The 25,951-nt window shown below is 62.8% G+C and carries 20 protein-coding genes; 9 read left to right on the top strand and 11 right to left on the bottom strand.

Translation table 11 applies throughout. From position 1 onward, the window contains the following. The first annotated feature begins 97 nt into the window (after positions 1–97). Together VVT58_RS08735 and VVT58_RS08730 are read left to right on the top strand one after the other, a co-directional pair. Positions 98–709 (top strand): hypothetical protein, encoded by a 612-nt coding sequence (locus tag VVT58_RS08735; RefSeq protein ID WP_327752762.1) that lies wholly within the window; start codon positions 98–100, stop codon positions 707–709. 129 nt (positions 710–838) lie between these two features. Then, positions 839–988: a lmo0937 family membrane protein gene (locus VVT58_RS08730; protein WP_140404481.1), complete on the top strand. Its 150-nt coding sequence runs from the start codon at positions 839–841 to the stop codon at positions 986–988. Between the two features lie 188 nt (positions 989–1,176). On the opposite strand, the gene VVT58_RS08725 is transcribed toward VVT58_RS08730, so the two are convergent. Continuing rightward, a complete protein-coding gene (locus tag VVT58_RS08725; RefSeq protein ID WP_327752763.1) occupies positions 1,177–1,593 on the bottom strand; it encodes a BLUF domain-containing protein in 417 nt (138 codons plus the stop codon). Between the two features lie 270 nt (positions 1,594–1,863). Here VVT58_RS08725 and VVT58_RS08720 point away from each other — a divergent pair, with 270 nt between their 5' ends. From VVT58_RS08720 to VVT58_RS08710, 3 genes are all read left to right on the top strand, one after another. Beyond that, on the top strand, positions 1,864–2,403 hold the full coding sequence (locus VVT58_RS08720) for a PilZ domain-containing protein (protein ID WP_327752764.1): 540 nt from the start codon (positions 1,864–1,866) through the stop codon (positions 2,401–2,403). An 82-nt stretch (positions 2,404–2,485) separates the two neighbouring features. Continuing rightward, positions 2,486–3,097, top strand: a complete 612-nt coding sequence (locus VVT58_RS08715; RefSeq protein WP_327752765.1) for a response regulator — start codon at positions 2,486–2,488, stop codon at positions 3,095–3,097. A 474-nt stretch (positions 3,098–3,571) separates the two neighbouring features. Then, positions 3,572–4,465 carry a formyl transferase gene (locus VVT58_RS08710; RefSeq protein WP_327752767.1) on the top strand — a complete coding sequence of 298 codons (894 nt, stop codon included), beginning with the start codon at positions 3,572–3,574 and terminating at the stop codon, positions 4,463–4,465. Here the strand turns inward: VVT58_RS08710 and VVT58_RS08705 are convergent. The 8 genes from VVT58_RS08705 to VVT58_RS08670 all read right to left on the bottom strand — a co-directional run bounded on the left by VVT58_RS08705 (position 4,437) and on the right by VVT58_RS08670 (position 16,081). Next, on the bottom strand, positions 4,437–5,504 hold the full coding sequence (locus VVT58_RS08705; RefSeq protein WP_327752768.1) for a glycosyltransferase: 1,068 nt from the start codon (positions 5,502–5,504) through the stop codon (positions 4,437–4,439). The two genes, VVT58_RS08710 and VVT58_RS08705, sit on opposite strands and share 29 nt — an antisense overlap. Further along, positions 5,501–6,802, bottom strand: a complete 1,302-nt coding sequence (locus VVT58_RS08700) for a lipopolysaccharide biosynthesis protein (RefSeq protein ID WP_327752769.1) — start codon at positions 6,800–6,802, stop codon at positions 5,501–5,503. The genes VVT58_RS08705 and VVT58_RS08700 overlap by 4 nt, the downstream gene beginning before the upstream one ends. Continuing rightward, a complete protein-coding gene (locus VVT58_RS08695; protein ID WP_327752770.1) occupies positions 6,799–7,587 on the bottom strand; it encodes a glycosyltransferase family 2 protein in 789 nt (262 codons plus the stop codon). The genes VVT58_RS08700 and VVT58_RS08695 overlap by 4 nt, the downstream gene beginning before the upstream one ends. Continuing rightward, a complete protein-coding gene (locus tag VVT58_RS08690) occupies positions 7,587–8,780 on the bottom strand; it encodes a hypothetical protein (protein ID WP_327752771.1) in 1,194 nt (397 codons plus the stop codon). The genes VVT58_RS08695 and VVT58_RS08690 overlap by 1 nt, the downstream gene beginning before the upstream one ends. A gap of 65 nt (positions 8,781–8,845) precedes the next feature. Continuing rightward, positions 8,846–10,351, bottom strand: coding sequence for an MFS transporter (locus VVT58_RS08685; protein WP_327752772.1), 1,506 nt, complete (start codon positions 10,349–10,351; stop codon positions 8,846–8,848). A gap of 104 nt (positions 10,352–10,455) precedes the next feature. Then, positions 10,456–12,513 carry a glycoside hydrolase family 97 protein gene (locus tag VVT58_RS08680; protein ID WP_327752773.1) on the bottom strand — a complete coding sequence of 686 codons (2,058 nt, stop codon included), beginning with the start codon at positions 12,511–12,513 and terminating at the stop codon, positions 10,456–10,458. 143 nt (positions 12,514–12,656) lie between these two features. After that, positions 12,657–14,252 (bottom strand): alpha-glucosidase family protein, encoded by a 1,596-nt coding sequence (locus VVT58_RS08675; protein WP_327752774.1) that lies wholly within the window; start codon positions 14,250–14,252, stop codon positions 12,657–12,659. Further along, on the bottom strand, positions 14,249–16,081 hold the full coding sequence (locus VVT58_RS08670) for an alpha-amylase family glycosyl hydrolase (RefSeq protein ID WP_327752775.1): 1,833 nt from the start codon (positions 16,079–16,081) through the stop codon (positions 14,249–14,251). The genes VVT58_RS08675 and VVT58_RS08670 overlap by 4 nt, the downstream gene beginning before the upstream one ends. A gap of 149 nt (positions 16,082–16,230) precedes the next feature. Between VVT58_RS08670 and VVT58_RS08665 the strand changes: the two genes are divergently transcribed. Next, entirely contained in the window at positions 16,231–17,253 is a 1,023-nt protein-coding gene (locus VVT58_RS08665) for a LacI family DNA-binding transcriptional regulator (protein ID WP_327752776.1), read from the top strand. A 137-nt stretch (positions 17,254–17,390) separates the two neighbouring features. Here the strand turns inward: VVT58_RS08665 and VVT58_RS08660 are convergent, their stop codons facing one another. Continuing rightward, positions 17,391–20,171 (bottom strand): TonB-dependent receptor, encoded by a 2,781-nt coding sequence (locus tag VVT58_RS08660; RefSeq protein WP_327752777.1) that lies wholly within the window; start codon positions 20,169–20,171, stop codon positions 17,391–17,393. A gap of 274 nt (positions 20,172–20,445) precedes the next feature. Between VVT58_RS08660 and VVT58_RS08655 the strand changes: the two genes are divergently transcribed. Together VVT58_RS08655 and VVT58_RS08650 are read left to right on the top strand one after the other, a co-directional pair. Next, a complete protein-coding gene (locus VVT58_RS08655; RefSeq protein ID WP_327752778.1) occupies positions 20,446–22,065 on the top strand; it encodes a Na+/H+ antiporter in 1,620 nt (539 codons plus the stop codon). A gap of 366 nt (positions 22,066–22,431) precedes the next feature. Further along, positions 22,432–23,130, top strand: a complete 699-nt coding sequence (locus VVT58_RS08650; protein WP_327753363.1) for a helix-turn-helix domain-containing protein — start codon at positions 22,432–22,434, stop codon at positions 23,128–23,130. A 53-nt stretch (positions 23,131–23,183) separates the two neighbouring features. Here VVT58_RS08650 and VVT58_RS08645 read toward each other — a convergent pair whose 3' ends face one another. Next, on the bottom strand, positions 23,184–25,514 hold the full coding sequence (locus VVT58_RS08645; protein ID WP_327753366.1) for an arylsulfatase: 2,331 nt from the start codon (positions 25,512–25,514) through the stop codon (positions 23,184–23,186). A 165-nt stretch (positions 25,515–25,679) separates the two neighbouring features. On the opposite strand from VVT58_RS08645, the gene VVT58_RS08640 reads away from it, so the two are divergent. Beyond that, positions 25,680–25,916, top strand: coding sequence for a hypothetical protein (locus tag VVT58_RS08640; RefSeq protein ID WP_066555510.1), 237 nt, complete (start codon positions 25,680–25,682; stop codon positions 25,914–25,916). The last annotated feature ends 35 nt before the right edge of the window (positions 25,917–25,951 follow it).

Genomic DNA, 25,951 nt, shown 5'->3' with positions numbered 1-25,951 from the left:
CACTGAGCAGCGCATGTCATGGCATCTCGACAGCTAAACGGAACACAGTTGCAGACTGGTTCGTTTTAGAGGTCCGAAAACAAATAGAGGAGAGTATATGCGTGAGATCAGCCTTTCCATGCGCGCGTTCGCTGCTGCATCGGCCTTGTTCCTGGCGACCGCTCCCGCGCTTGCCGGAGATGAGGAGCGCGCTCTTGCCGCGATCGCGCAAGCTCAAGGGAAAATCGACGCCGCCGCCAAGCTGAAGGCCGGCGACTTCGATCCGGCCGTGCTGGCCAAAGCGCAGGCATCGTTGCGGCTTGCGCAGGAACAGCTCAAGAGCGGCAAGGAGCAGGCCGCCATCCGCGCCGCCGTCGACGCGCAGCAATTCGCGGACACGGCGATCGGTGAAAGTCAGGCGCGCACCGATGCCGACGCGCATATGCACGCGGCAACGGCCACGGCCGCGCAGCAGGATGCTGCCGCCGCGAATGCGCGGGCCGACGCCGCCGAACGCGCAGCAGCTTCCGCCGCGGCCGATGCGCGGGCAGCTCGCGCCGCCGCCATCCCGGCGCCCGCAACCACCACTGTGACGACCGAAACCGTCAAGACCGCGCCCGTCACCGTGCGCAAGGCCGCTCCGGTCAAGCGCAAGATCGTGCGCAAGTCGACGAGCCCGGTCCGCGCTTCCGTTGTCGAAAAGACCACGACGACCGTCACGCAGCGATGATCGCAGGACAGGACGGTCTCGGCATCGACGCCGTCCTGTCTTCCTGCGTGAAAGACTGCAGGCGCGGACCGGAACCATTATATCGTGAAGCGATTGCGCTGATACGATCATTCAGAGGCGAGACAGACCATGTTGTGGACGATCCTTATCATCATCCTTGTTCTTTGGGCACTTGGCGCATTTATCGTGCCGGTGGGCGGAGGACTTATCCACCTGCTGCTGGTGCTGGCGCTGATCGTCCTTGTCTATCAGCTTGTCACTGGCCGCCGTGTCCCATGACGAACTGGGATCAATATTCGTGACCGGCGTCGTTGAAATTGATCCGGATCGGTAAGTTTTTCAGGAACGCCCGATCACCTCCCGAATTCTTGGCCATGGTGAAATGGCAGACGTTCTGGAAGGTGACGATCGTGAGACGGACGGACCCTATATCAGCCTGACGGATAGGTAGAGCTTTGCGACCGCTGTCAGCTACGGCCGCGGATCGAGAATTCCGACATCATCTGAATGAGCGCTTCGATCCCTTCATCGCCCTTTTCCAGGGCGTCGTTCAGGGACCGTTCCACTATGTCCGCGACGAAGTGGGAGGGGCCGGCATAAGCGAGCGACCAAGTGACGAAGTGGCGATGGGGCGTTTTTCCCGATGCGATCGTCCTGACGTCGCTGTGCCGCGAGTCTCGCAGGATGCTTGCCTTGAGTTCTTCGATCGCGGCTGGCGCCCCTTCCAGATATTGCGCGAAGCGGCGGCCAGAGAACAGGAGGGCGCCCGTCACGTTCAGCGAACGGTTGCGCGGGACCGAGACATGGACGATTTCCTGGATGCGTTCCTCGGCATCGATCGCGTTCAACTTGCTGGAGCTGATATAGGACCATTGTGCAAGCATGTGCTGATGATGCCATTTGTCTGAAAAAAGTAAAGGCGAGGCGCATGGTGGGACTGGAATGCGCCTCGCCGGTTTTATGGGCCTGCCTCCGAGAGTACGGCCCCCGACAGTCTAAAGGCATGAAGGTTAATGCTGGCCTTCCGCATATTACCGTAAGACTACCTGCCATAGGAACACGCGCGGGTAAGGCGTGGCTTTTATCGAATTCTCGAATCTGCGGGAACCTATATGGCCAAAGAAATAGAACGATCGTCCAATAAGGAGAGCGCGATGATGGAGAAACGCCGTCATCCGCGACAAACCGTATTCAAGACGGCGCTGCTCTACCCCGTTGTCGAGGAAGCCAACCTTTCCGTCGAGAATGTGTCGCACGCAGGGTTGAGCGGACGATGCGCCTTGTCGCTGGGCTTGCACCAGCAGGTTCATGTGAGTTTCGACGAGACCAGCTTTCGTACGGCCGAGGTTCGTTGGATCAATGGTTCCAGATGCGGTCTTCTGCTGGAGGAGACATTGCCCTGGGTTCCCGGCGAGGAGCCCGACATGAACATCGCATCGCAGAAATATGAACCTCGCGGTCAGCGTTTGACGGTGAATTTTTCGGCAACCTTGATAACGTCGACGCCTGTATTGATCGGGACGATCCGCAATCTGTCGGTTGAAGGGATGATGGTCGAAGTGGGTGGCGTGAGCGAGGGAACGCGATTGCTTGTGAAGACCCGGGGTCTGGATGTACGCATGGGACGGGTGCAATGGGCGAGCGGCGGGATGATCGGGATATTCTTCGAACCTCGCCGCATGGCGACGAACTGAGGCTGATAAAAGAAAGGATCGGAGCCGAAACCATAGAGAGCTTCGCGCGTTTGCAGGAAGATGATGGTTTAGGCGATTGGCTATGAACCCTGGATGTCCAGTCTATATCGTGGACCACGATAGCAAGACGCGCCAGTATCTGGTGCGCGTTTTGCGGCCGGAAGGGTTTGAGCCCATGCCCTTTTCTTGCGGCGCCGACTTTATCGAAGCGCTTGATTTCCTGGCCCCCGGCATTGCCCTTGTGGAATTGCACCTTGCGGATATGGGTGGCGTGGCCGTTCAGGAGGAGCTTCTGTCCCGGCGGCTGGACATGCCCCTGATCGTGATGACGGCGTCACCCGACATTCCGACGGCCGTGGACGCCATCAAGCGGGGAGCGGCGGATTTTCTGGAAAAGCCCTTTGCCGACAGCCTGCTTTTCAAAATGCTTGCCGAGGTCCGGCCGATGTTGGAGCGGCGCGCCGAAATCCAGCGACGAAGGGAAAGCGCTGCGGCTCATCTGGAGAGTCTGACGAAAAGGGAATTGGACATTGTGCGGGCGCTCGGTTCCAGCAGCAGCAATAGGGACGTGGCCGATGCGCTCCAAATCAGCGTCAGAACGGTCGAAATGCATCGCGCCAGCATCATGAAAAAATTCGGCGTAAAGAGGTTCTCGGAAATAATCCTCGATCTTTCCGATTCAGCTTTGCCGTGATCGTAAGATAATGTGAATTTTCGGTCTGCCATCATTCAATATAAATTGGATTGGTAATGACAAAATATGATGTTCCCGGCCCGTCATTCGGGTTCGGGATTGTCAAAAAAAAGTGGACGGACCTCAGAGATTCATCTGACAATGAGACATCGCCTATATTCAGGCCATGGTTAACATCGAAAAAACCAGATAAAGATATTGCATTATATGACGATGATTATGGTGAATATTTTAAATCGAAGGAGGAATGCGAAAAAATAATAGACCGATATAAGAAGATACAGCAGGCTATAGCTGCTTCCGAGAATAAGGGCAGGGTAGATCGCTTATGCTGAACGCATGCGCCCCGCGCCATCGATAAGGGGTCGGTCGCGCCGCGCCTTTGGTTAAATTCACCGTTTTTGCGCCAGCCCCAAACCCCCGCGACAGGAATCTCTTGTCTTTCGTCGGGAGAGCATGCGAGTGCCTGCACGCATGCCAAGGCGAAAGGATATATGGCGATGCGGCCTCGTCAAGCAGCCGGTCGCGGCTGTCATCGCGGCGGGCGGCATCGGCGAGCCGGTGAGCTGGATCGGAGAGGAGCCGGATTTCCAGTTCCTGGCCGACCCTTTCGGTTGGCAGGGCGAGGATGGGCGGTTGCACCTTTTTGCCGAGCATTATGATTACCGCACCCGCCATGGGACGATCGTGCGATTGCTGTTCGATGAGGCCATGAACCTGCTCGACCGCCGTCCTTGCCTGGTCGAGCCGTGGCATCTTTCCTATCCGCAGGTCTTTGCCGGGGAAGGGGCGACATGGATGCTGCCGGAGGCGCATCGGTCGGGCGTGCTGACGCTCTATCGCGATCATGGCGGGCTGATCGACTGGCGGGCGGAATGCCGGATCGCGCTCGATTGCGTGCCGGTCGATGCCAGCATCCTGCGGCATGAGGAGCGCTGGTGGCTCTTCTATTCGCCCGCGACCGACAAGCGCACGAAGATCGCGCATCTGCATGTCGCTTGGGCCGACCGGCTGTGCGGGCCATGGACGGCGCATCATGGCAATCCGGTGCGGATGGACCGGCGTTCGGCGCGGCCCGGCGGCACGCCGATGGTGATCGATGGGCGGATCATGCTGCCGGTGCAGGATTGCGCAGACACCTATGGCGGGGCGATCCGGCCGCTCTGGATCGATCGGCTGGATGAGACGACCGTTATGGCTGAGGCGGGGGATGCCCTGGCGTTGCCGGATTCAGCGGGGGTCTATCGGGACGGGATGCACACGCTGACCGCCTGTGGCGACATGACCTTGTTCGATGTGAAGCGGGTCGATCGGTCGCTGCGCGGGCTGATGCTGGATGTCAGGCGCGGGCTTGGCGGATATGGTTGAGGATTGCCGCGCCGGTGGCTGCGAAACGATCCTGCGAGAAGCGGTCAAGCATGTCCCGGCGGGCGGCCTCGCCCATGATGTACAGCCGAGCAGGATCGGTCAGCATCGTTCCTAGAACCTGAGCCAGCCCATCGGGATCGCCGGGGGGCACGGTGAGGCCGGTGACGCCCTGCCGGATCGAGAAGGGCAGTTCACCCACCGCCGAAGCGACGACCGGCAGGCCCGCCGTCAGCGCTTCATGCGCGGCGATGCAGAAGCCTTCGGAGCGCGAGGGTTGGACATAGAGGTGCAGGCCCGACAGGAAGGCGCGGGGATCGTCGGTATAGCCGGTGAAATGGACCGCCACGCCCGCCGCTCGCGCCAGGCTTTCGAGCCGCTCCCGTTCCGCGCCGTCGCCTGCGATGGAGAGGGTGAAGCTTGCCCCCTTCAACTGCGCCAACGCGGCGATCAGCACATCATAGCCCTTGACCGGATGGAGGCGGCCCAGCGTGCCGATGCGGACCGTCTCGCCGGGCTGCCAGGGGCGGGCCTGCGGCATGGCGGGATCGGCGGCGAAGATCGGCCAGCAGAGCAGCCGGTCCTGCGGCACACCCAGCCGCTCCGCCGTCAACGCCGTCACGGATTGCGAATCCCCGATCCAGAGCAGGGCGCGGGAAGCAAGCAGGCGCATCAGCCGCCGGTTCCAGGGCTTCAGGAAAGCGGCATGTTGCCAGCTCATCACCGGCAGGCCCAGCATCGGCCCAAGGATCAGGCCCAATATCGTCGCCCGGCTGAGCGAGGTCCAGATATGGGTGGCGCGCCAGTCCAGCAACTGCCGCCGCAGCCACAAGGCGGCGGCCAAATGATCGCTCAGGCCGCCCTCGCGCACGACCGGGTCAAGCCCGGCCTCCACCATGGCGGACAGACCCCGCCGGTCACGGGGGGTTAGGGCGAAGACGCGCACCTCCGCCCCCGCATCGCGCAGGACGCGGGTGATGGCCGGCACCGGCTGCGCCGCGCCGCCGCCCTCGACCGAGTTGATGACATAGGCGATCCTCAATGGGCGAGGCTCCTGCGCCAGACCAGACCCGCCAGCAGCGCGCTTGCCAGCAGCGCTTGCCCCACCGCCTGCACCCCTGCGCCCATCAGGCCCCATTGATGAAGCAGCAGCGGGAGAACCGGCAGGAAGAGCAGGCTGGCGAAGAGATTGGCGCTCATCGACAGCGCGGGGAAGCCCATGGCGGAAAGGGCGGAACTGCACGGCGGGCCGATCACCGCGATCATCCGCGCCGCGATCAGCACGACCATGACGCTGCCTGCGGCCTTGAACGCCGGACCCGCCAGCAGCGTGACGATCGGCGTGGGGAAAAGCGCTGCGATCACCACCACCGGCGCGGCGGCGGCCAGCGCGATGCCGATCACCCGGCGCAATGTCCGGCGCAGCGGCGCGCCGCCTTGCCCGGCGGCGACCATGCGGGCGAGTTCGGCATAGGCGGTGTTGCCCAATATCTGCGCGGGCTGGGCGATGATGACGGTGGCGCGCTGGGCGACCGCGAACAGGCCCGCCATGGCTGGTCCCAGCACCCAGCCGACGATCAGCGGCGCGATCCGACCCGCCAGTTCGCTCAAGGTGACATCGGCGTTGCTCGCCACCAGGAAGCGCCAGATGCCCGGATTGTCCTGCACTGCGCTGCCGCGTTCGGGGTGGCGCAGGATCGTGCCGAGCCTGTTGAGGGCGCAGATAAGGCCCATGCCCCAGAGCACGGCGAATTCCGCCAGCGCGGCGGCGAGCCATGCGCAGAGAAAACCCTTCAACCCCCAGCCCAGCAGCCAGGCCAATGTCGCACCGATCAGGCGCACCAGCGGCTGCACCATATTGTGCAGGCCGATCAGGTCGAAACGGCCAATCAATTGCAGATAACCCGCCGGAGCCGATCGCACCGATCCCAGCACCGCGAAGCTGTAGGGAATGGCGAAAGCGACGGTTTCCGGCGGCCAGCCCAGATGCGGCCCGACCAGCGGCGCCAGCGCCATGGCCGCGATGATCGCCGCCGCCCCGCCCAGCAGTTCGACCGTCGTGCCGAAGCGCAGCAGCCGGGCGAGGCGATGCGGCGCATCCTCGGCACTCGCCTCCGCGCCATAGCGGACGATCGCCTGCCAGGCGGGAAATTCGACGATACCGACCACCGCTGTCACATAGCCATGGACCAGCACCAATATGCCGTAATCGCGCGGCCCCAATGCCCGCGCTGCGATGATGAGGTAGACAAGGCTGATTAGCCCGGCGCCGGCCTTTCCGCCCAGCACCAGTCCCAGCCCCTTGAAGATTCGCCCTGTGATTCCGGCCCGTTCCGTCATGCGGTAGTGGAAGACCAGTCTTTCCGGCGCAAGGCAATGCCCATGCTGTTGCGGGCGGCGAGGCGCCGGCCCAGAAAGCGGTAGAAATACCAGTTCATCGCGGAGCGTGGGGCATAGCGGTAGAGCAGCCGTTCGCCCCGCGTCCAACTGACGGCCTTGCGCGAGGCGCGCCGGTCGGAGGGAAAGCAGACATGGCCGTGATGATAGACGGTCCGGCCATGCGCCATCACGCGATGGACGATCTCATGATCCTCCAGCACATAGGGCCAGCGTGTTGCATCGAACCCGCCCGCTGCGCGCAGGGCGCTGGCGCGGAATGCCTGGGCATAGCCGCCCGCATGGCATTTGGCGGCGAAGCGGCGGCTCTTGCGCAGGATGAAGGCGATGCGTTGCTGCGATTCCGCCGTGTCCTGGGGGGCGTAGAGATCGATAGCCATGACGGCGGCGGCCCGTGGGTCGCTGTCGAACAGGGCGATGATGCGCTTCACATAATCGGGGGGATAGTGGGTGTCGGCATCGCAAATGGCGACCAGCGGCGTGTCGACCCAGCTTAGCCCCATGGCCATGGCGTGAATCTTGCCCGGCGTCGGGCAGGGGAGGATGGTGGCGCGCTGGCCCAACGGCGCGGCGTGGATGGCGGCCTCCGCCGCGCCGCTGTCGGTCGATCCATTGTCGATAAGCAACAGGCGGAAGCGCTGGTCGCTTTGCGCGGCCAGACTGTCGATGGTGGCGCCGATCCACCCTTCTTCATTGAAGAAGGGCAGGATGATGGTGAGGAGCGGCATCAGGCGGCCCGGACCGGCGGCAGATGGACGACCTTGGCCCGCCGGTCGGTGAGTTCAGCGATCACCGCCGCGGCGCGCTCCGACGAGGGGCGGCCGTCCAGGTCGAAGCTCTCCGCGAACAATCTTTCCTGGATCGGGCGGTAATGGCTTTCGTGCAGCGCCTTCGCTCGATCCAGCGCCGGGCCGAGTTCGTGCGGGCTGGAAATCACTTCTCCCGCCTGCCAGTGCGCGAAATTGGGATCGCCCTGCCAGTCGATGCCGTGGCTGTTGAGGAAGATGCAGGGCCGGGGCCGCAGGAGGAATTCATAGACCTGGCTGCTGGCGTCCCCCAGATAGAGGTCGGCCAGCAGAGTGTAGCTCATGTCGGTCGAGGCGCGGCTGCCAAGGTCGATATGGATATTGTCGCCGTGCAGATAGCGCTTGTCGATCATGCCCGCCCGGTTGACCGTCAGCTTGTCGATGGTGACGATGAAGGGCCGCTCGAACAGCATGACATGGGGGGCGAAGATCAGTTCCTGCTCGTCATGCCGCAGGAAATGGTCCAGCACCTGCCGGCCATGGCTGTACCATGAGGACAGATGCGGCGAGCAATGCGGGTTGTAGAGGGTGATCGGCCGTTCGCGGAAGAAGCTTTGGCTGCGTCCGGCCTGACGGACCATGTCGAACTTGGGATAGCCGACGATGCTGATCGCGTTGGGTTCCACCCCCGCTTCGGCAATTAATCGGCGGCGGATCTTCTCGCCGGAACAGAGGACATGGTCGAAACCGGCGCTGGCCTTGTCGAAGCCGATGGCCCGGTCCCCGGCGCCGTGGCGGGTGTGCACCATGAAGAGATTGTCGAGGCCATAGCGCGTCTTGAGCAGCAGCGAGGTCTTTTCCGCGACGATCAGCATGTCGAGGCTGCGGAAAAAATCCAGATTGTCGCGATAGAAGAGCAGCTTGGCCGCAGGGAGCAGCTTGCCCAGCAGCCCCGCAATGCGTTCCGAACGGGGCGTCAGGGAAAGCCGGACATGCTGGATCGACGAACCCAGCATCGGCCCGGCCAGCCGCTGCACCTCGGCCGCCAGCCGGTCGTTGGTGGTGGCGACGATGATCTCGCCGGGAAAGCCGCCGCTGGCCAGAGCCATGGCGATCGGCAAGCTATGGGCGACCTGATGAATCTGGTCGTGGTTGAACAGAAATCCAATGCGCATGGGACGACGACGCCACGCCCCGGCCGCCACCGCAGTTGCAATTTGTCGTGCGCGAAATTTTTTTGTCAGGCGGCCCTGTCCCGACATCGCAATGTCGCGATGGAGGCGAGCATCATCACGCCTGCAGCGAAAGCCATGGTCCAGATCGGCTCGGTCGGGAAGAAATGCCGCATGATCGTGCCCATGACGGTCGCGACCAGCAGTTGCGGGATCACCACGAAGGCGTTGAACAGGCCCATATAGATGCCGAGCTTCGCCTGCGGCACGCTGGAGGCGAGCATCGCATAGGGCATGGCGAGGGTGGAGGCCCAGGCGATGCCGATGGCGACCTCCGACAGCAGCAGGGCTTGCGCATCACGCAGGAAGAGGAAGGAGAGGAATCCCAGCGCGCCGAGCATCAGAGCGATCGCATGGGTCTGCGCCTGGCCGATGCGGCGGGCGAGCGGTTGGAGCAGGAAGGGCGCGGCGAAGGCGGCGACGCCATTATAGGTGGCGAAGAGGATGCCGACCCAGTTTCCGCCTTCATTATAGGCTGCGCTCGCCGGATCTGCGGACCCGAAGACATATTGGGCGACGACCGGCGTGGTGTAGATCCACATGATGAACAGCGCCGACCAGGTGAAGAACTGGACGAGGGCGAGGCGCTTCATCATGACGGGCATGGCCGCGAAATTGCCGACGACATGGGTGAGCAGATTGTCGCTGCGGCCTTGCCTTTGCAGCCAGCGCGCCGCCATCCGCGCCGCGCCATAGGTGGCGAGCAGGCCGCCAAGCAGATAGAGTTCCTTCTCCAGCGCCCAGAGATGGACGAACGCGACGACCGCCAGTCCGGCGGCGATCCAGAGCAGGCCGCCGGAAGGGACGGGCGGCGCAGTGACCGCTCCGGATTTTTCTTCTATTGGCTCGAAGCGGGCCATCTGTTCGGGCGAATATTCGCGGGTTGTTAGAACGGTCCACAGCACGGCGAGAAACAGTGCCGCGCCGCCGATATAAAAGCTGATCCTGACCGTATCGGGAATGCCCGAACCGACCGCGACATTGGCGACGCCCAGCCGGTCCAGCAGCCATGGCGTGGACGAGCCGATGACCGCCCCCGCACCGATGAAGGCGGTCTGGAGCGCATAGCCTGCCATATGCTGCTCCTTCGCCAGCATGTCCCCGACAAAGGCGCGGAACGGCTCCATCGAAACGTTGAGCGAGGCGTCCAGCACCCACAGCATCATCGCGGCGGCCAGCAGGCTGGGCGCATTGGGCATGCCGAACAGCGCCAGCGCCGCGAACAGCGCTCCCGCGAAGAAATAAGGCCGCCGCCGCCCGAAGCGGCACCATGTCCTGTCGCTATAATGGCCGATGATCGGCTGGGCGAGCAGCCCGGTCAGCGGCGCTGCGATCCACAGCAGCGCCAGATCGTCCAGACTCTCGCCCAGCGACTGGAAGATGCGGCTCATATTGGCGTTTTGCAGGGCAAAGCCGATCTGGATGCCGAAAAAGCCGAAGCTGATGTTCCACAGACCCCAGAAGCCTTGGCGGGGGCGGGAATTAGAAGCCAGATTATCGTGCGGTTGATCCATGCATCCTCAGCCTATTCGCACATATGGTCCATCCCGTGTTCCTGCGAAGGCAGGAGCCCAGTTCAAACGGCAGGACTGGGTTCCTGCCTTCGCAGGAACACGATTCACTCTCGGGTCTTCCCACCCCTTGCCACAAAGCGGATCGCTTCCCCCCCACCCGGCGCGAGATCGATGCGCAGCACATCGCCCTTCTTCACAGCCTTCTTCTCGATCACGATGGCATGGCGCGCCTCGGTGCGATAGTCCGCGCCCGGCCCATCCCCATAAATCTCCGCCACATAAGATCGCCCGGCATCCAGAAAGTCGAGCTTCGCCTGGCTCGACCGCGCTTCCTCATCCCCGATCGCGCCCAGATACCAGTCATTGCTGCCCTTGGCCTTGCGCGCGATGGTCACATAGTCGCCCACCTCGCCGTTCAGCACGCGGGTATCGGACCAGTCGGTCGGCACATCCTTGATGAACTGGAACGGCCCCGGATGTTTGGTGTAGTTCTCCGGCGTATCCGCCGCCATCACGAAGGGCGAATAGAGCACGACATAAAGCGCCAGTTGCTTGGCGATGGTCGACTGGATCGCGCTCCCCTCCGACCCGGAAAGGCTGAGCACGCCCGGCGTGAAGTCCATCGGCCCGCCCAGCAACTGGGTGAAGACGAGGTTCGCTTCATGCTCGGGCGGGTTCTTGCCGCCGATCCAGGCATTATATTCCATGCCGCGCCCGCCTTCGCGCGCCACCCAATTGGGGTAGGTGCGGCGCAGGCCCGTATCCTTCACCGGCTCATGGCTGTCGATGCTGACCTTGTACTTGGCGGCAGTCTGCACGACGCGGAGATAGTGGTTCACCATCCACTGCCCTTCATGCCATTCGCGATGCTGGGAACCATCGGGATCGACCCGCTCGATCTGCCCGGCATCGGTGACATAGCCGGTCTTTACCACCCGCTCGCCATGGTCGGCGGCCCATTTGAACGCGCTGTCGAGCTGGCTGTCATAATGGCTGGCGGAGCCGCCGGTTTCATGATGGCCGATCAGCGTCACGCCCTTCGATTTCGCGTAAGCGGCTAGCCCGTCAGCATCGAAATCCTCGGTCGGCTGCGAAAAGTTCATGCCCTTGCCATTGCCGAACCAGTTGCCGTCCCAGCCGACATTCCATCCCTCGACCAGCACGGCGGGGATGCCGTTGGCGGCGGCGAAGTCGATATAGCGACGGACATTGGCCGTGGTCGCGCCATGTTTCGGCCCTCGCGCCCATGTCCAGTCGCCCTTGATCATGTTCCACCACACGCCGACGAACTTGCCCGGCTTGATCCAGCCTGACACGTCGCCCAGCTTGTTGGGTTCGTTGAGGTTCAGGATCATGTGGTTCATGTAGAGCCCTGCCGCATCGTCCGCGATGGCGATGGTGCGCCATGGCGTCGAAAAACCGGCGTCGCGCGACACTTTGGGCGCGCCGGAACCGGGCGTCAGCGCAGCGCGGAAGATGTTACCCTGTGCCCTTGCAAGGTTCATCCCGGCATAGTCGACCAGGGCCGCCTCATGCAGCGCGACATGGGTGCCGCTGGCGAGCTTCACCGTCATCACCGTCTGCGCGGTGCCGACCGCATCGAGTGGCGTCCTGTTATAGAGATATTCCTCCCGGTTCCATTCGAAGGCGGGCTTCCACCAGGCGGTGCCGTTTTCGGCAAAGGCAAACTGGGTCAGTTCCTCCGCGATATTGGCGTGATGCAGATGGGCCTGATCGGGCAGCGTGTAGCGGAAGGCCACGCCATCGTCGAACAGGCGGAAGGTCACATCCATCTCGCGTTGAAGATCGCTCTTCTCGCGGAAGGCGAGGCGGATTTCATTGTGATTGTCGCGGATGCTGGACCATTCGCCCCAGGGTTGGGTCCATGTCGTGTCGTTCTTGCCCGTCTTGCTGTCGGCCAGCGTCAGGTTGCGCTCGATCTTCGGCGCGTCGGTGAACAGGAAGCCGAGGCGACTGTCCGCGATCAGCGCCTTCCCATCGCGCTGCACGGCGTAGCTGGGGCGGCCTTCTCCATCCAGGCTGACGGTCAGCGTGATGCGGCCATCGGGCGAGGCGGCCTTCGCGACCACATCGGCGCGGGCAGCCACCGGGGCCAGCGAAAGCGCAAGAAGCGGCAAGGCGAGCGCGGTCAGTTTCTTCATGGGGTGTTCCTTTAAGACTCGTGCCCCTTTATCTGAGCCGTGTTCCTGCGAAGGCAGGAACCCGGTTCTGACGGCGGGACTGGGCTCTCGCGAGCCACTCGTCTCACTCGAGTGCCTTCGCAGGAGCACGTTATGCGCTGTTTTTAGACCTGCACGACAAGGCCGGAAGCTGCGGGGAAATGCCATCCTTCGACTCCGCCGGTCGATAGTAACGGTTTCCAGCGTTCGGCCTCACTCGGCGCCCAAACCACAGGCTCGTCCCCAAGGTTGAACACGCAGAGCAACCGCTCGCCCTCATGCTCCCGCTCAAAGGCCAGCAATTCCTCCGGCGTCTCCAGAAAATCGATCGCTCCCACGCGGAGCGCGGGCGACCCGTTTCGCAACGCCAGCACCCGCCGCGTCCAGTGCAGCAGGGAATCCGCATCCGCCTCCTGCACATCGACGGCGAGTGCGCGATGGGCTTCCCCGGCCGGCAGCCAGGGTTTGGCGTCGGAAAAGCCCAGATATTTCGCATCCGCCTGCCACGGCATCGGCGTGCGCGCGCCGTCGCGGGAGAGAGTCAGCGGCCAGTTGGCGATGGCTTCGGGATCCTGCAAATCCTCGAAAGCGATGTCGACCTGCGGCAGCCCCAATTCCTCGCCATAATAAAGGAAGATATTGCCGCGCAGGCAGGCGAGCAGCAGCATCTTCATCCGGCAATAGGCGTCCGGGTCCAGACCCTTGGCCCAGCGGGACACGGCGCGCGGCGCGTCATGATTTTCGAACGCCCAGCTCGGCCAGCCCTCATCGGTTTCGGCAGGCCATTTGACGAGCGCCGTCCTGAGGAATTCGGCGGTCAGCTCCGGCGCATAGAGGAAGTCGAAACCATAGGCCGTATTCAGCCTGCCATCGCCCTGCGTGAAGGCCTTCATCTCTATATCGCTGTCATCGCCGCCGACTTCGGCCACGGTGAAACGGTCCGCATATTCGTCGAAGACTTGACGAACCTTTTCCAGAAACAGCGGAATATTGGGATGGCTCTGGCTGTATTTCTTGATCTGAAAGTCGAAGGGGCGCGTACGCACCTTGCCATTGTCGGGCGCGGGCGGATTGTCGCGCAGTTTCGGATCGTGCATCGAATGGTTGATCGCGTCGATGCGGAAGCCGTCCACGCCCCGGTCCAGCCAGAAACGGATGATGTCGAACACGCTCGCCTGCACTTCGGGATGATGCAGGTGCAATTGCGGCTGCTGCGCCAGGAACTGGTGCATATAATATTGCCCGCGTCGCGCATCCCAGGTCCAGGCCGGGCCGCCGAACACCGACTGCCAGTTGTTGGGTGGCGATCCGTCCGGCTTGGGATCGGCCCAGACATACCAGTCCGCTTTGGGATTGTCGCGGCTGGAGCGGCTCTCGATGAACCAGTCATGCTCTTCGGATGTATGCGCCCAGACCTGATCGACGATGATGCGCAGGCCCAACTCATGCGCCCGCGCCACCAGCGCGTCGAAATCCGCCAGCGTGCCGAAGATCGGATCGACATCGCAATAATCCGACACGTCATAGCCGAAATCGCGCATCGGGCTCTTGAAGAAGGGCGACAGCCAGATCGCGTCCACCCCCAGCGACGCCACATAGGGCAGATGGGCGGTGATGCCCTTGAGGTCGCCAATGCCGTCCCCATTGGAGTCGGCAAAGCTGCGCGGATAGATCTGGTAGATGGCGGCGCCGCGCCACCAGGGCAGAGGGGTGTCGGTCATTGGGGAGAGGCACTCCGGACAGCGCAGACGCTGTAGCTGAGAGGGGGAAGGGAGACGGCGATGCTGCCGGGGGCTGATGCGCTGGCGGCGCATTCGGTTCCGGCCAATGTAGCGAAACGGTCGGAACGGACATCGACCTCGACCTGCGCCTTGATCGGGGCGGCGGAGGTGTTGAAGGCGATCAGCGTTTCCGCGCCGCTCTCGGGATCGAAGCGGGACAGCGCGAAAAGGCCCGGCTGGTCGCCCCGCGCCCGGATGACTTCCCGGCCGCGCCGCAAGGCTGGGTGGGCGGTACGCAGGCGGGCGAGCGCGGCTATCTCCCGATAGAGCGGATGGCCCGCGTCGAAGCGCGGCGTCGCCATGGTGGCATCGGTGCCGATCAGGCGATTGTCATTATAGTTCGCGACCTGGCTGCCAAACATATCCTCCCGAGCGTCCTGATCGCCGCCGTCGCCAACAAAACCCTGCTCGTCGCCATAATAGATGGTCGGCACGCCGCGCATCGTCAGCAGCATGGCGTTGGCCAGCATCACCCGGCGCAGAACTTCCTCCTCGCTCGCCTGCGGGAAGGCCCGGCGGACGAAGGTGGAAAAGCGCCCCGCATCATGGTTGCTGACGAAGGTAGGCAATATCCGCGCCGTTGCCTCGCCATCGCGATAAAGCGCATCGCCCGCCAGCATCCGCTCCCATGTCGCCGTCGCGCCGCTGCCTGCGACCGTCTCCAGCGCCGCCTGCCGGAAAGCGAAGTCCAGCACTGCCGGAAAGCCGCCTTCCTTAGTATGCCAGGCAAGCGGCCCGGCATCCACCGTCTCGACATAGACTTCCCCGAAAATATGGAAATTGGGGATGCCTTTCGCCCTGGCGCGGGCCTGCATGGCGGGAACGAACATCTGCCAGAAATGCGGATCGACATGCTTGGCCGTGTCCACCCGGAAGCCGTCTATGTCGAAGCGGTCGATCCAGCCGCCGAAAATCTCGATCATGCCCGCAATCACGCGGGGGTTCTCGGTCATCAGATCGTCCAGCCCGGCAAAGTCCCCCATGGTCGCGCTCTCGCCCGAATAGGTCGTTTCCCCGCGATTATGATAATGAAGCGGATCGTTGAGCCAAGCCGGAACTTTCATCCGCTCCTCGCCCCTGGGGATAGTGGGCGTATAGGCGTAGGATGGATCGGTCAGCTTCGCGAAATTCGCTTCGCCATGATCCTGATCGCCCGCGAAACCGGCATTGATCGCTTTCCCCCCGACACCACCCTGCCGCTGATAGGGATAATCGGCGCGCGAACGGTATGGGCAGGGCTTGCCGGCGCACTCCCGATACTGGATCACGTCCGCCGTGTGGTTGGCGATGATGTCCATATAGACCTTCATCCCCCGACGATGCGCGGCTTCTACCAGAGCGGCGAAATCGGCGTCGGTGCCGAAATGCGGGTCGACATGGGTGAAGTCGGTGATCCAATAGCCATGATAGCCCGCGCTTTCCTGACCCTTCGGCCCCTGCACCGGCTTGTTGCGGAAGATCGGTCCGACCCAGATGGCGGTGGCGCCCAGCCCCTGAATATAGTCGAGGCGGCGGATCAGCCCTTTCAGGTCGCCGCCATGATAGAAGCCCTTCGCGGCAGGATCATAGCCGGTGACCAGCCGGTCGCCCTTCATGCCCCCCTTGTCGTTGGACTGGTCGCCATTATCGAACCGGTCGGGCAGGAGGAAATAGATGACCTCATCCTGCGGCAGCCGCGCCCGGAAATCGGATGGCTCGGCGGCGAGCAATGAGGCAGGGGCAGCCAAAGCAGCCAGCGCGGCAAACAGCGATGCTTTCCTTCCGCGCATGGAACGTGCCTCCCCTACCGCTTCTGGCTTGATTGCAGCGGCTTTCATAGGGGGTCTTAGTCGGTTCGCACCCACCGGGCCAAGCAGCCGACATACGTATTCAGAGCGGCTGTCTTTCCAATGACGAAGGGCAGGCGTAAGATAAGGCGATGGCCGTCAACGAAAAACCAACGTCCTTCGACATCGCCACGCTCGCAGGGGTTTCCCAGCCGACCGTGTCCAGGGCTTTGCGCGGCGACCGCACCGTCAGCGAAGGCACCCGCAAGCGGATAGAGGCCATCGCCCGGCAGCTCAACTATACGGTCGACAAGAACGCGTCCTCGCTGCGCCGGGGCAAGAGCAACACGCTGGCGCTGCTGTTCTTCGAGGATCTGCTGCCCGACGAAAGCTATATCAACCCCTTCTTCCTCTCCATGCTGGGGCCGATCCTGCAAACCTGTGCGAAGCGGGGCTATGACCTGCTGACCTCCTTCCAGCAGCTTTCGACCGATTGGCATGTCGATTATGAGGACAGCCGCAAGGCGGACGGCATCATCCTGCTCGGCTATGGCGATTATGAAACCTACCGCGCCCGGCTGGAGCAACTGGTGGCGCAGGGGACGCATTTCGTGCGCTGGGGGTCGATGGACGAACATGCGCTGGGCATGACCATCGGCTGCGACAACCGGCAGGGCGGGCGCGACGCGGGGCGGCACCTGATCGAACGGGGACGCCGGAACATCGCCTTTCTGGGCGATGCGTCGAGCCGCTATCCCGAATTTCGCGACCGCTATGCTGGCCTCACGGAGGTGATGCGAGAGGCGGCCTTGCCGGTCGACCTTGGCCTGCATGTCGATGCGCTCTCGACCGAGCAGTCGGGGTATGAGGCCGCCAGGCGCCTGATCGCGCGCGGCCTGTCCTTCGACGCGATCTTCGCGGGTTCGGACCTGATCGCCATCGGCGCGATGCGGGCGCTGGACGAAGCGGGCATGAGCGTGCCGCGGGATGTGGCGCTGATCGGCTTCGACGACATCCCGGCGGCCAGCCTGACGCGTCCGCCGCTGACGACCATCGCACAGGACTATCTGCACGCGGGCGAGGTGCTTGTGGATGCGCTTATCGGGCAGATCGACCGCAAGCCGCTGGAGCCTACGCTGCTCGTGCCAAGGCTGGTCACGCGCATGACGGCATAGTTCGCGTAGTTAACGTGCTCCTGCGAAGGCAGGAGCACATAATTTTTGCAGGTACAAAAAGGGAGGACCGCCACCCCTGAAAGGGGCAGCGGTCCGGGGGAGAACTGCCTGCGTGCAGTCAGGCAGTCGTGGGGACGTTAAAACTTATAAGTCAGACCCAGATAATAGTCCCGGCCATAGCGCTGATAGTCGATCACCTGCCGCGGATCGTCATTCTGATAGGTGACGAAGGGCTGATCGGTCAGGTTCTTGCCTTGCAGCAGGATCGAAAGCCCCTGAAGCGGCCCCGACTGGAACTCATACCCAATCTGCGTATCGAGAATGCCCTCCGCCTTCGCCGTGCGGAAGGTCGGCGCCGCCGAAAGCCCTGCCACTTCGCCCAGGAAGGAGGAGCGGTAACGATAGCTCACCCGCGCCTGGAAACCGGCTTTCTCGAAATAGGCGGTGCCGCTGGCGACCCATTTCGACAGGCCGGGCAAGGTGACGCTTTCCGTCGGGTTGCTGCCATATTCGACCTCGCTATGCGTATAGGAACCGCTGGCGAAGATGCCGAAGCCGTCGAGCGCCGGGCTGAACAGCTTGAACGGCAGGGACGCGGTCGCCTCGACGCCCATGATCGTGCCCTTGCCGGTGTTCGCGGGCGCCTTCAGCAAACCGATAGTGCTGCCCTGCTGCTGGACGATCGCCTGAGCCGCGGGCGGCAGCGTCGAAAGCGCGCCGGAAAAGTCGTAGGCGATATTGTTGTTCGGATCGACGAAGTCCGTTAGATTCTTGAAGTAACCCGAAACCGACACATAGCCGCCGCCACGGAAATATTTCTCCAGCGACAGGTCGATATTGGTCGACTGATAGGGCCGCAGCATGATGTTGCCGCCGTTCGAGCTGAACGGGCTATATTGCGGGTCCGATCCCAGGCCGACTTTCGACAGGTCGACGCTGAACTCCTGGTTGACGCGCTCCTGGTCCAGACGCGGACGCACCATGGTCTGCGCCGCGCCCAGCTTCACGAAGAAGCTTGGCTCCAGCTCGACGGAAATCTGCGCGCTTGGCAGGACGTTGGTGTAGCTGTCCTTGCCCGACACCGGCAGTACGGTCACGACGCCGTTGGCGAAGTTGGAAATCGTGCCGGTCGAGGCCTGCCGCGAATGGATCACCTGCACGCCGATCGCGCCCTTCAGCGGCTTGCCGCCCAGCTCGCCATCCATGGTCAGCTTGGCATAGCCGGTGAACACGTCTTCCTTCACCACATTGTCGCGGACCAGCGAGCCGGGGCGGTTGTCATACACCGCATCCAGCACATTGTCGTACAGATAGAGCGGGTTGAGCGTCAGCATCGCCGGCACGCCCAGATAGTCGAGCGAGACGTTCGATCCCAGCAGCGCCTCGCTCGGCACGGCCACCGACCCCGGCGTTCCGCCGGAGACGGTGCAGTTCGTGCCGCCCGGCGGGCAGAGGAAATAGGACGTATAGGCGCTGGTCTTCTTGCGGCGGCTATAGTTGCCGCCGACTTCCCACTTGGAGAAGATGCTGCCCGAAATGTCCCCGACCAGGTTCGCGCGGAACGACTTCATGTCATCGATGAATTTGGGCCGGTTGAGGAAGCCCGCCTGCACCACCGCCGTCGTGCCGTTATAGCCCCAGCCATTGGGATCGGTCAGGCTGATGATGTTGGTATCGGTATAGTCCAGCGTCGGCATAATCCGGAACAGACCGTTCGACTGTCGCTCGACCCGGACAGTATCCGGCACACCCGAACGAAGATAGCCAGTCCCCGAATAAGTCTCCAGCAGGAAGTCGGTACGCTTGGCCCGCGACCAGCTTGCATCGACATTGAGTTTCAGCGTGTCGTTGAGGCGGATATCATTGTTCCAGCCCAGCGAGATCGTATCCGCCTTGCGCTTGTTATAGTCGTTGCGCTGCACGCCATAGACATTGCTGAAGGTGGCGCCGGTAACGAAGCCGTTTTCGACTGTCTCGTTACTGACACCGACATTGCTGCCCCAGACCAGCGGGAACTCGATACCGCGCAGCCGCTGCTCCTCCTCGAAATGGGAAGCCAGCACGTCGAAGGTCGAATGGAAATTGTCGCTCGGTTGCCATTCCAGCGTGCCGACCGCGCCATAGCGCTTCAACAGGTTCGACTGCACATAGGGCTTGGCGCCGCCGATGATGAGGTTGCCGCTGGCGTCGGTCGGATAGCCCCAGGCATTGAACCGCTCGTCCTGCGAGGGCGTCTGCGAGGCGGAAAAGCCCAGCGACAGGCCCAGCGTGTCGTCCGCGAACTGGTCGATATAGGTGGCCGAAGCACGATAGCCGTAACGCTTGCCGTCGGGATTGAGCTTGTCCATCCCGTTCATCTGACCGCGCAGCGACAGCGCAACCACCCGGTCCTTCTTGTCCAGCGGGCGCAGCATGCGCAGGTCGACCGTACCCGAAATGCCCGCCGCGATCAGGGCGGCGTCGGCGCTCTTGTAGACATTGACGTTCTGGAAGAATTCGGACGGATATTGGTCATATTCGACGCCGCGATTGTCGCCCACCGTCACCTGCTCGCGGCCATTGAGCAGCGTGGTTGAGAAGTCCGGGCCAAGCCCACGGATCGACAGGCGCTGGTCGCGACCCTCCAGCCTCTGGGCCGTCACGCCGGGCAGGCGCGCCAGCGAGTCCGCTATCGATACGTCCGGCAGCTTGCCGACGTCTTCGGCGGAGATCGAATCCACGATCAGCACCGAATCCCGCTTCATCTTCGCGGCGGAGGCCAGCGAGGCGCGGATGCCGGTGACGACGATCGCATCCCCCTGCGGTTCGGCCGGTGCAGCGGTTTCAGCCGTGGTCTGCGCGGAGGCAACCGCCGCGACCGACAGCGAAGCGCCAGCCAGAAGGGTGGCCCGCAGGATGGAATGATGGAATTTGTGCATATGTGGACCCTCCCCAAGACGTATTGCTTGTGTTTCTCGCCACATCGATAGCCGCCCGGCCCATGGTCTGCACAGAATCCCACATACGTATTCAGTGGAACAAATTATCCTATTGAAAATATTTGGTAATCATGAAATCCGCATCGGTAGTCGACGGTCGACGTCCCTGTTTTCGACATGATTTTCGGGGAATTCCGTAGGGTCAAGGCCGCCCTCTTGAAACTGTCGGCGTGGCTGGCATTTTCGTCGTCGGCCGAAAGGATTTTCATGTCATATGGGCCACGACACGGAACCGGCGGGGGAAGGCCTTATGCACCCAATGCAGTTGTTCGAATTGGTGATCGTCATGCTGCTGGCGATCATCGTCCTGCATTATGCCGCGAACAAGCTGGGCCTGCCGCCCGCGGTCGCCCTGCTGGCGGGAGGCGCGCTGTTCGCCTTCCTGCCCGGCCTGCCGGTGATCTCGCTCGACCCGCAACTGGTGCTGGTGATCTTCCTGCCGCCGCTGCTGATGGATGGCGCCTGGTTCATCGCGCTACGGCACCTTCAAAGGCATATGTTCGGCATTGTCGCGCTGGCCGTGGGGGCGGTGATCTTCACTACTGCCATCGTCGCGGCGGTGGCGCACTGGCTGGTGCCCGGCCTTCCCTGGGCAGCCTGCGCGGCGCTCGGCGCCATCGTCTCGCCGCCCGACGCCGTGTCGGCCCGCGCGGTGTTGCAGCGGGTCCATCTGCCGCGCCGCCTTTCGATCCTGCTGGAAGGGGAAAGTCTGTTCAACGACGCCAGCGGCCTTGTCCTCTTCCGCTTCGCCATAGCGGCGGGCGTGACCGGCGCGTTCAGCATGGTCGATGCGCTGCAAAGCTTCGTCATGCTGGCGGCGGGCGGGGCGTTGATCGGTGCCGTCATCGGCGCGCTCTGGGTGCTGACGGTCAAGCGGCTGGACGACAAATATCTGATGATCGCCTCATCGCTGCTGGCGCCTTGGGCATCCTATCTGTTGGCCGAATCCGTCCATGTTTCCGGCGTGATTGCGACGGTCACGACCGGCCTCATCTGCGGCTGGTATCAGCATGTCGTCTTCCCCGCGATGGTGCGGATGAACGGCACGGCCTTTTGGGCGGTGATGATCTTCCTGATGGAGGCGTTCGTGTTCCTCCTCATCGGATCGTCGCTGCGCGGCGTGATCGAGCGTGTGGGCGGTTTGGGCGTGGTGCTGGACGAAATGACGCTGCCCATCCTCGCGATCCTCGCCACGCTCATCGTTGCGCGGTTCATCTGGGTATTCGGTTCGGATGCCGTGATCGCCGGGCTGAGGGCGATGGGCATATGCGGCTACAAACCGCTCGGTCCGCGTTCGGCCACGGTGCTGGGCTGGGCCGGGATGCGCGGCGTGGTGACGCTGGCGGTGGCGCTCAGCGTGCCGGAGGGTTTTCCCGGCCGCGACTTCATCCTGACCACGGCCTTCGCCGTCATCATCGGCACTGTCCTGCTGCAAGGCACGACATTGGGCGCGGTGATCCGCATGGTGAAGCTGGTCGAACCGGAAAGCGACCGCCCGCGCATGACCATGAGCGAGGCCGAAGCCGCCATGGCCCAGGCGCAGGTCCGCATCGTGGAAGTGCACGCCTATGATGCGGAAGGTACGCTGGTCCACCCGCGTCTGCTCGAACGCTATCAGCGTCACGCCGAACTGTCGGTCAGCTATGCGGGGCAGGAGGAGGAGTTTTCGGACAGGCTCCACGCCCATTTCGACCTGGTGCTGAAAGCCATCGCCGCCGGGCGGGCGGAGTTGCTGCGCCTTCACCGCACGGGCGAGATTGACGAACATACGCTTCAGGAACTGGAACGCGATCTCGATCTGGAGGAATTGAGCGCCCTGTCAGCCAAAGCCTGATGCCCGGCCTTTCTGCGTTGGTTTAGGTCGTCCTCTGGGTCGGCGCGATATTAGGCCGTAAACTCATAAATGTCGCGTTCGAGGTTTGAGGCAAAAAGGCCCAGCACAAGGAGAGAGGGCGCAGGAATATGTCGATATTTCAAGCCCTCTCGACGCCGGGATGGGCCTTTTTGGTCAAATCCGCAGGACGCCAAAATGGCTTCCATCTCGAACCGAAATGCGCTTGCAAAGGTGTCCAACCTTCGCGGCGCGCATTTCGGCCCGATATGTTCGCCATTTTGGCGCCTCGAACGCGACATTTATGAGTTTACGGCCTAATGTCAGGCGCTGTTTTTGCCTCCACTTCGCTCTATGCTTCGCGCGCTCATGACGAACCGACCCACGCCCCGTAAACGCCACTCCGTTTCCGCCGCTTCACGGCTGATCCAGGCGGCCGAAGCGCTGTTCGCCGAGCGCGGCATCGACGCCGTCTCGATGCGCGAGATCGCGACCGCCGCCCAATGCGGCGACACCAATGCCGTGACCTATTATTTCGGATCGAAGGACGGGCTGCTCGCCGCCATCTTCGCCGCCCGGGCCGAACAGATGGACGGCACGCGCGGCGAGATGCTGGACAGGCTGGAGGGACAGGGTAGGATCGACGATCCGCTGGCGCTGCTCGGAATATTGTGCCTGCCGCAGTTGCGCCTGATCGATGATCGCGGGCGTCATCCCTATGCCGCCTTCATGCTGCACTATGCGACGCAATATTGGTCGCTCACTCCGGCGTTGTTTGCCCAGACCCGCGACAGGGCGCCGAACCTGCTGCGTCTGATGGGGCATCTGACGGCGCTGGCCGGGCATGTGCATCCTGACATTGCCCGCAATCGCATCCTGTTGTGCAACATGATGCTGCAATGCGTGCTGGTCCGTTGGGACCATGGCGCGCTGGAGGATCGTTCGGTGCCGCTGGCGCAACATGTGCGTGACGTGATGATGACGGCGCGCGCCAATCTGCTTGCTCCCTCGGGGGAAGGAGAGGGCGTACCCGCTTCGGTGGAAGATTGGTTCGCCGGATCAAGCTAGAAAAGGCATCTCCCAAGCTCAGCCCGAACGGAGGAGAGGGGAGATTAAGCACATTATCTCACCCTCACTTCAACCCTTTCCAACGCCCCATTGAACCGGCTTCCCGCACTGTCATAAGCTGCAGGATCGACCGGGCTCACCAGGTCCATCCCCACATCGAAATCTTCGGTATGCGACACCACCTGCGCAAAGGTGCGCTCGACCCGTCCCTGCGCCACCGCCTTGCCATCGACGGTCAGCGTCACAGCGGCTCCACTTGTCGGCACATTCTTGTCCATCGCAAAGTCCAGCCCGATCACATGCGCGCCATTCGCCACCGCAGAGGGGGCCACGATCCGCGTCATATGCGCCGGCGTCAGATTATAGGTAAACGCGATCCGCCCCTGATCGAAAAACAGGCTATATCCGCCAAAGCGCCCGCCCTGCGCCACAAGGACGCCTTTGCCTCCCTCCGCCGGTAGGTTGATCTTGGCCGTCACCGCAAAGGACCGTCCCACCAAGGCGGGCGCTGCGCTCTCCGGAACATGACCGACCGGCGCGCTATAGCTAAACAGCGTCCGCCCCTCATTAGGATCGGGCCGTCCTTTCTGTCCACCCTCGCTGCCATGGATCGGCAGTATGTTGGACAGCGCAGCCTCCGCCCAGAACTGCTCCTTCAAGGTCTCCAGCTTTTGAGGATTCTCCGCCGCAACATCATGTGCCTCGCTGAAATCGCTGCGGACATCGTAAAGCTGCCACGTCCGCTCATCCAGCGGCACGGGCTTGGGCGGCATCCGCTCCCAGGGCGTCACCATCGGCGCGGTCGCGGCGACCCAACCATCCTTGTAGATGCTCAAATTCTGCGCCATCGCGGACACCTGCATGGTACGACGGGAGGGCGCGTCCTTGGCCTGAAAGCTATAGCCCATGCTGATCCCGGTGATCGGCTGCTGCGGCACGCCGTCCAATATCTCCGGCGCCTTCACGCCCGCCGCTTCCAGCACGGTCGGCATGATGTCGCTGACATGATGGAACTGGCTGCGCAGGCCACCCGCATCCTTGATATGCCCCGGCCAGGCCATCACCATGCCGTTGCGCGTGCCGCCGAAATGCGATCCATAGCGCTTGGCCCAGGGAAATGGCGCGTTCATCGCCCAGCCCCAGCCGCCCGGCATCAGATTATAGGCGGTCTTCGTGCCGATCTCGTCAATATGGGCGAGCGCATAGGCCGGGTCTTCCTTGACCCCGCTCAGTGCCGACTGCTCGAACAGCTTGCCGTCGAAACTGCCCTCCGCGCTCGCGCCATTGTCTCCCTGAATGTAGATGATGAGCGTATTGTCCAGTTCGCCATTGTCGCGCAGCTTTTGGATCACCCGTCCGATCTGCGCATCCGCATAGGCAAGCGAAGCCGCATAAGCCTCCATATAACGGGCATAAAGCCGCTTCTGATCGGGCGTCAGGCTATCCCAGCGCGGCAGCGTGCCCGGATGCGGCGCGTCGTCGGTGCCCGGCGGAATGACGCCCAGCTTCTTTTGCCGTGCCACCGTTTCAGCGCGCAGCACATCCCAGCCGGCATCGAACTTGCCCCGGAATTTCGCCAGCCAGTCGGCGGGCGGCTGGTTGGGCGCATGGGCGGTGCCGGTGGCATAATAGAGCAGGAAGGGCTTGTCGGGCGCGGCGGCGTGCTGGCTGTCGATCCAATCCATGGCATGATCGGCCAAGTCCCGCTCCAGATGATAATCGGGCTCGGCGGGCGGGGAGACGGGACTCGTATTTTCGACCAGATTGGGCTCCGCCATGCTGCTGTCGGCGCCAAGGAAACCGTAGAAATATTCAAAGCCCAGCCCCGTCGGCCAGCGATCGAACGGCCCCGCGCGGCTCATTTCCCATTCGGGGGTGATGTGCCCCTTGCCGATCATCGCGGTATTATAGCCATTTTCCTTCAATATCTGCGCCACCGTCCCGGCGCTCTTGGGAATGACGCTGTTATAACCGTCATAGCCCGTCGCCCAATTGGCGACATAGCCCATGCCAACCGCCTGCGGATTGCGTCCCGTCAGCAGCGAGGCCCGCGTGGGCGAGCAGATGGCGGTGGTATTGAACTGGTTGTAGCGCAGCCCGGCCTTCGCCAGCGCGTCGAAGGTCGGCGTCGGCACCGGCCCGCCGAAGGTGCTGCTGGACCCGAAGCCCACATCGTCGGTCATGATGAGCAGGATATTGGGCGCGCCCTTGGCCGCGCGCACTGGCTGCGGCCAGGCGGGCGGGGAGGATTCGGCGGGCGTCCGGCCATAGACTTTCTGCGCAGGCGTATCCTGCGCTGCGGTGGGCAACGGGGTGAGCGCCAGCAGGGACAGCGCGGAGATCGCCGTCCGGAAAAGTGCGGCCGATGAGCGGGCGTACGGCATGGCCACTCCTTGTTGCGGCTGGGCGCGAAAATATTTCACAATAGTGCATATTTCATATTAACGCATGTGATTGAAGTCAAGCGCCATGCACAAGGATTGCCCTTGTCGCGAGCCGTCCGCGACACCATATTCCGGGGTGCAATATGTTGCGCAGCGAGGCGAGCTATGGAAAAGCGGCTACTCCAGATCGAGAAAGCCTGGGAGCAGGCGCTCGGAGATATTTTTCAGCCCTATGTCGACCTGAAACGCGAACCCACGGCCAAGGCCATGGACGCCTTTCGCGCCGTCTTGGGGTCGTCCAGCGACAATGACATCCGTCGACATATCGCCAGGACGGCGGCCCGGCAGGGATCGACATTTCTCAGCCGCTATCTGGTCGAGGAAGACTGGCGGCGGTCTTGAGCTGATTGGGGGAAAGCCAATTCTATCCCCAACCG

Source organism: Sphingobium sp. SJ10-10 (genome assembly GCF_036038995.2).
Lineage (GTDB): Bacteria > Pseudomonadota > Alphaproteobacteria > Sphingomonadales > Sphingomonadaceae > Sphingobium.
Note: the sequence above shows the minus strand (reverse complement) of the source record. Positions and strands in the feature narration are given on the sequence as shown.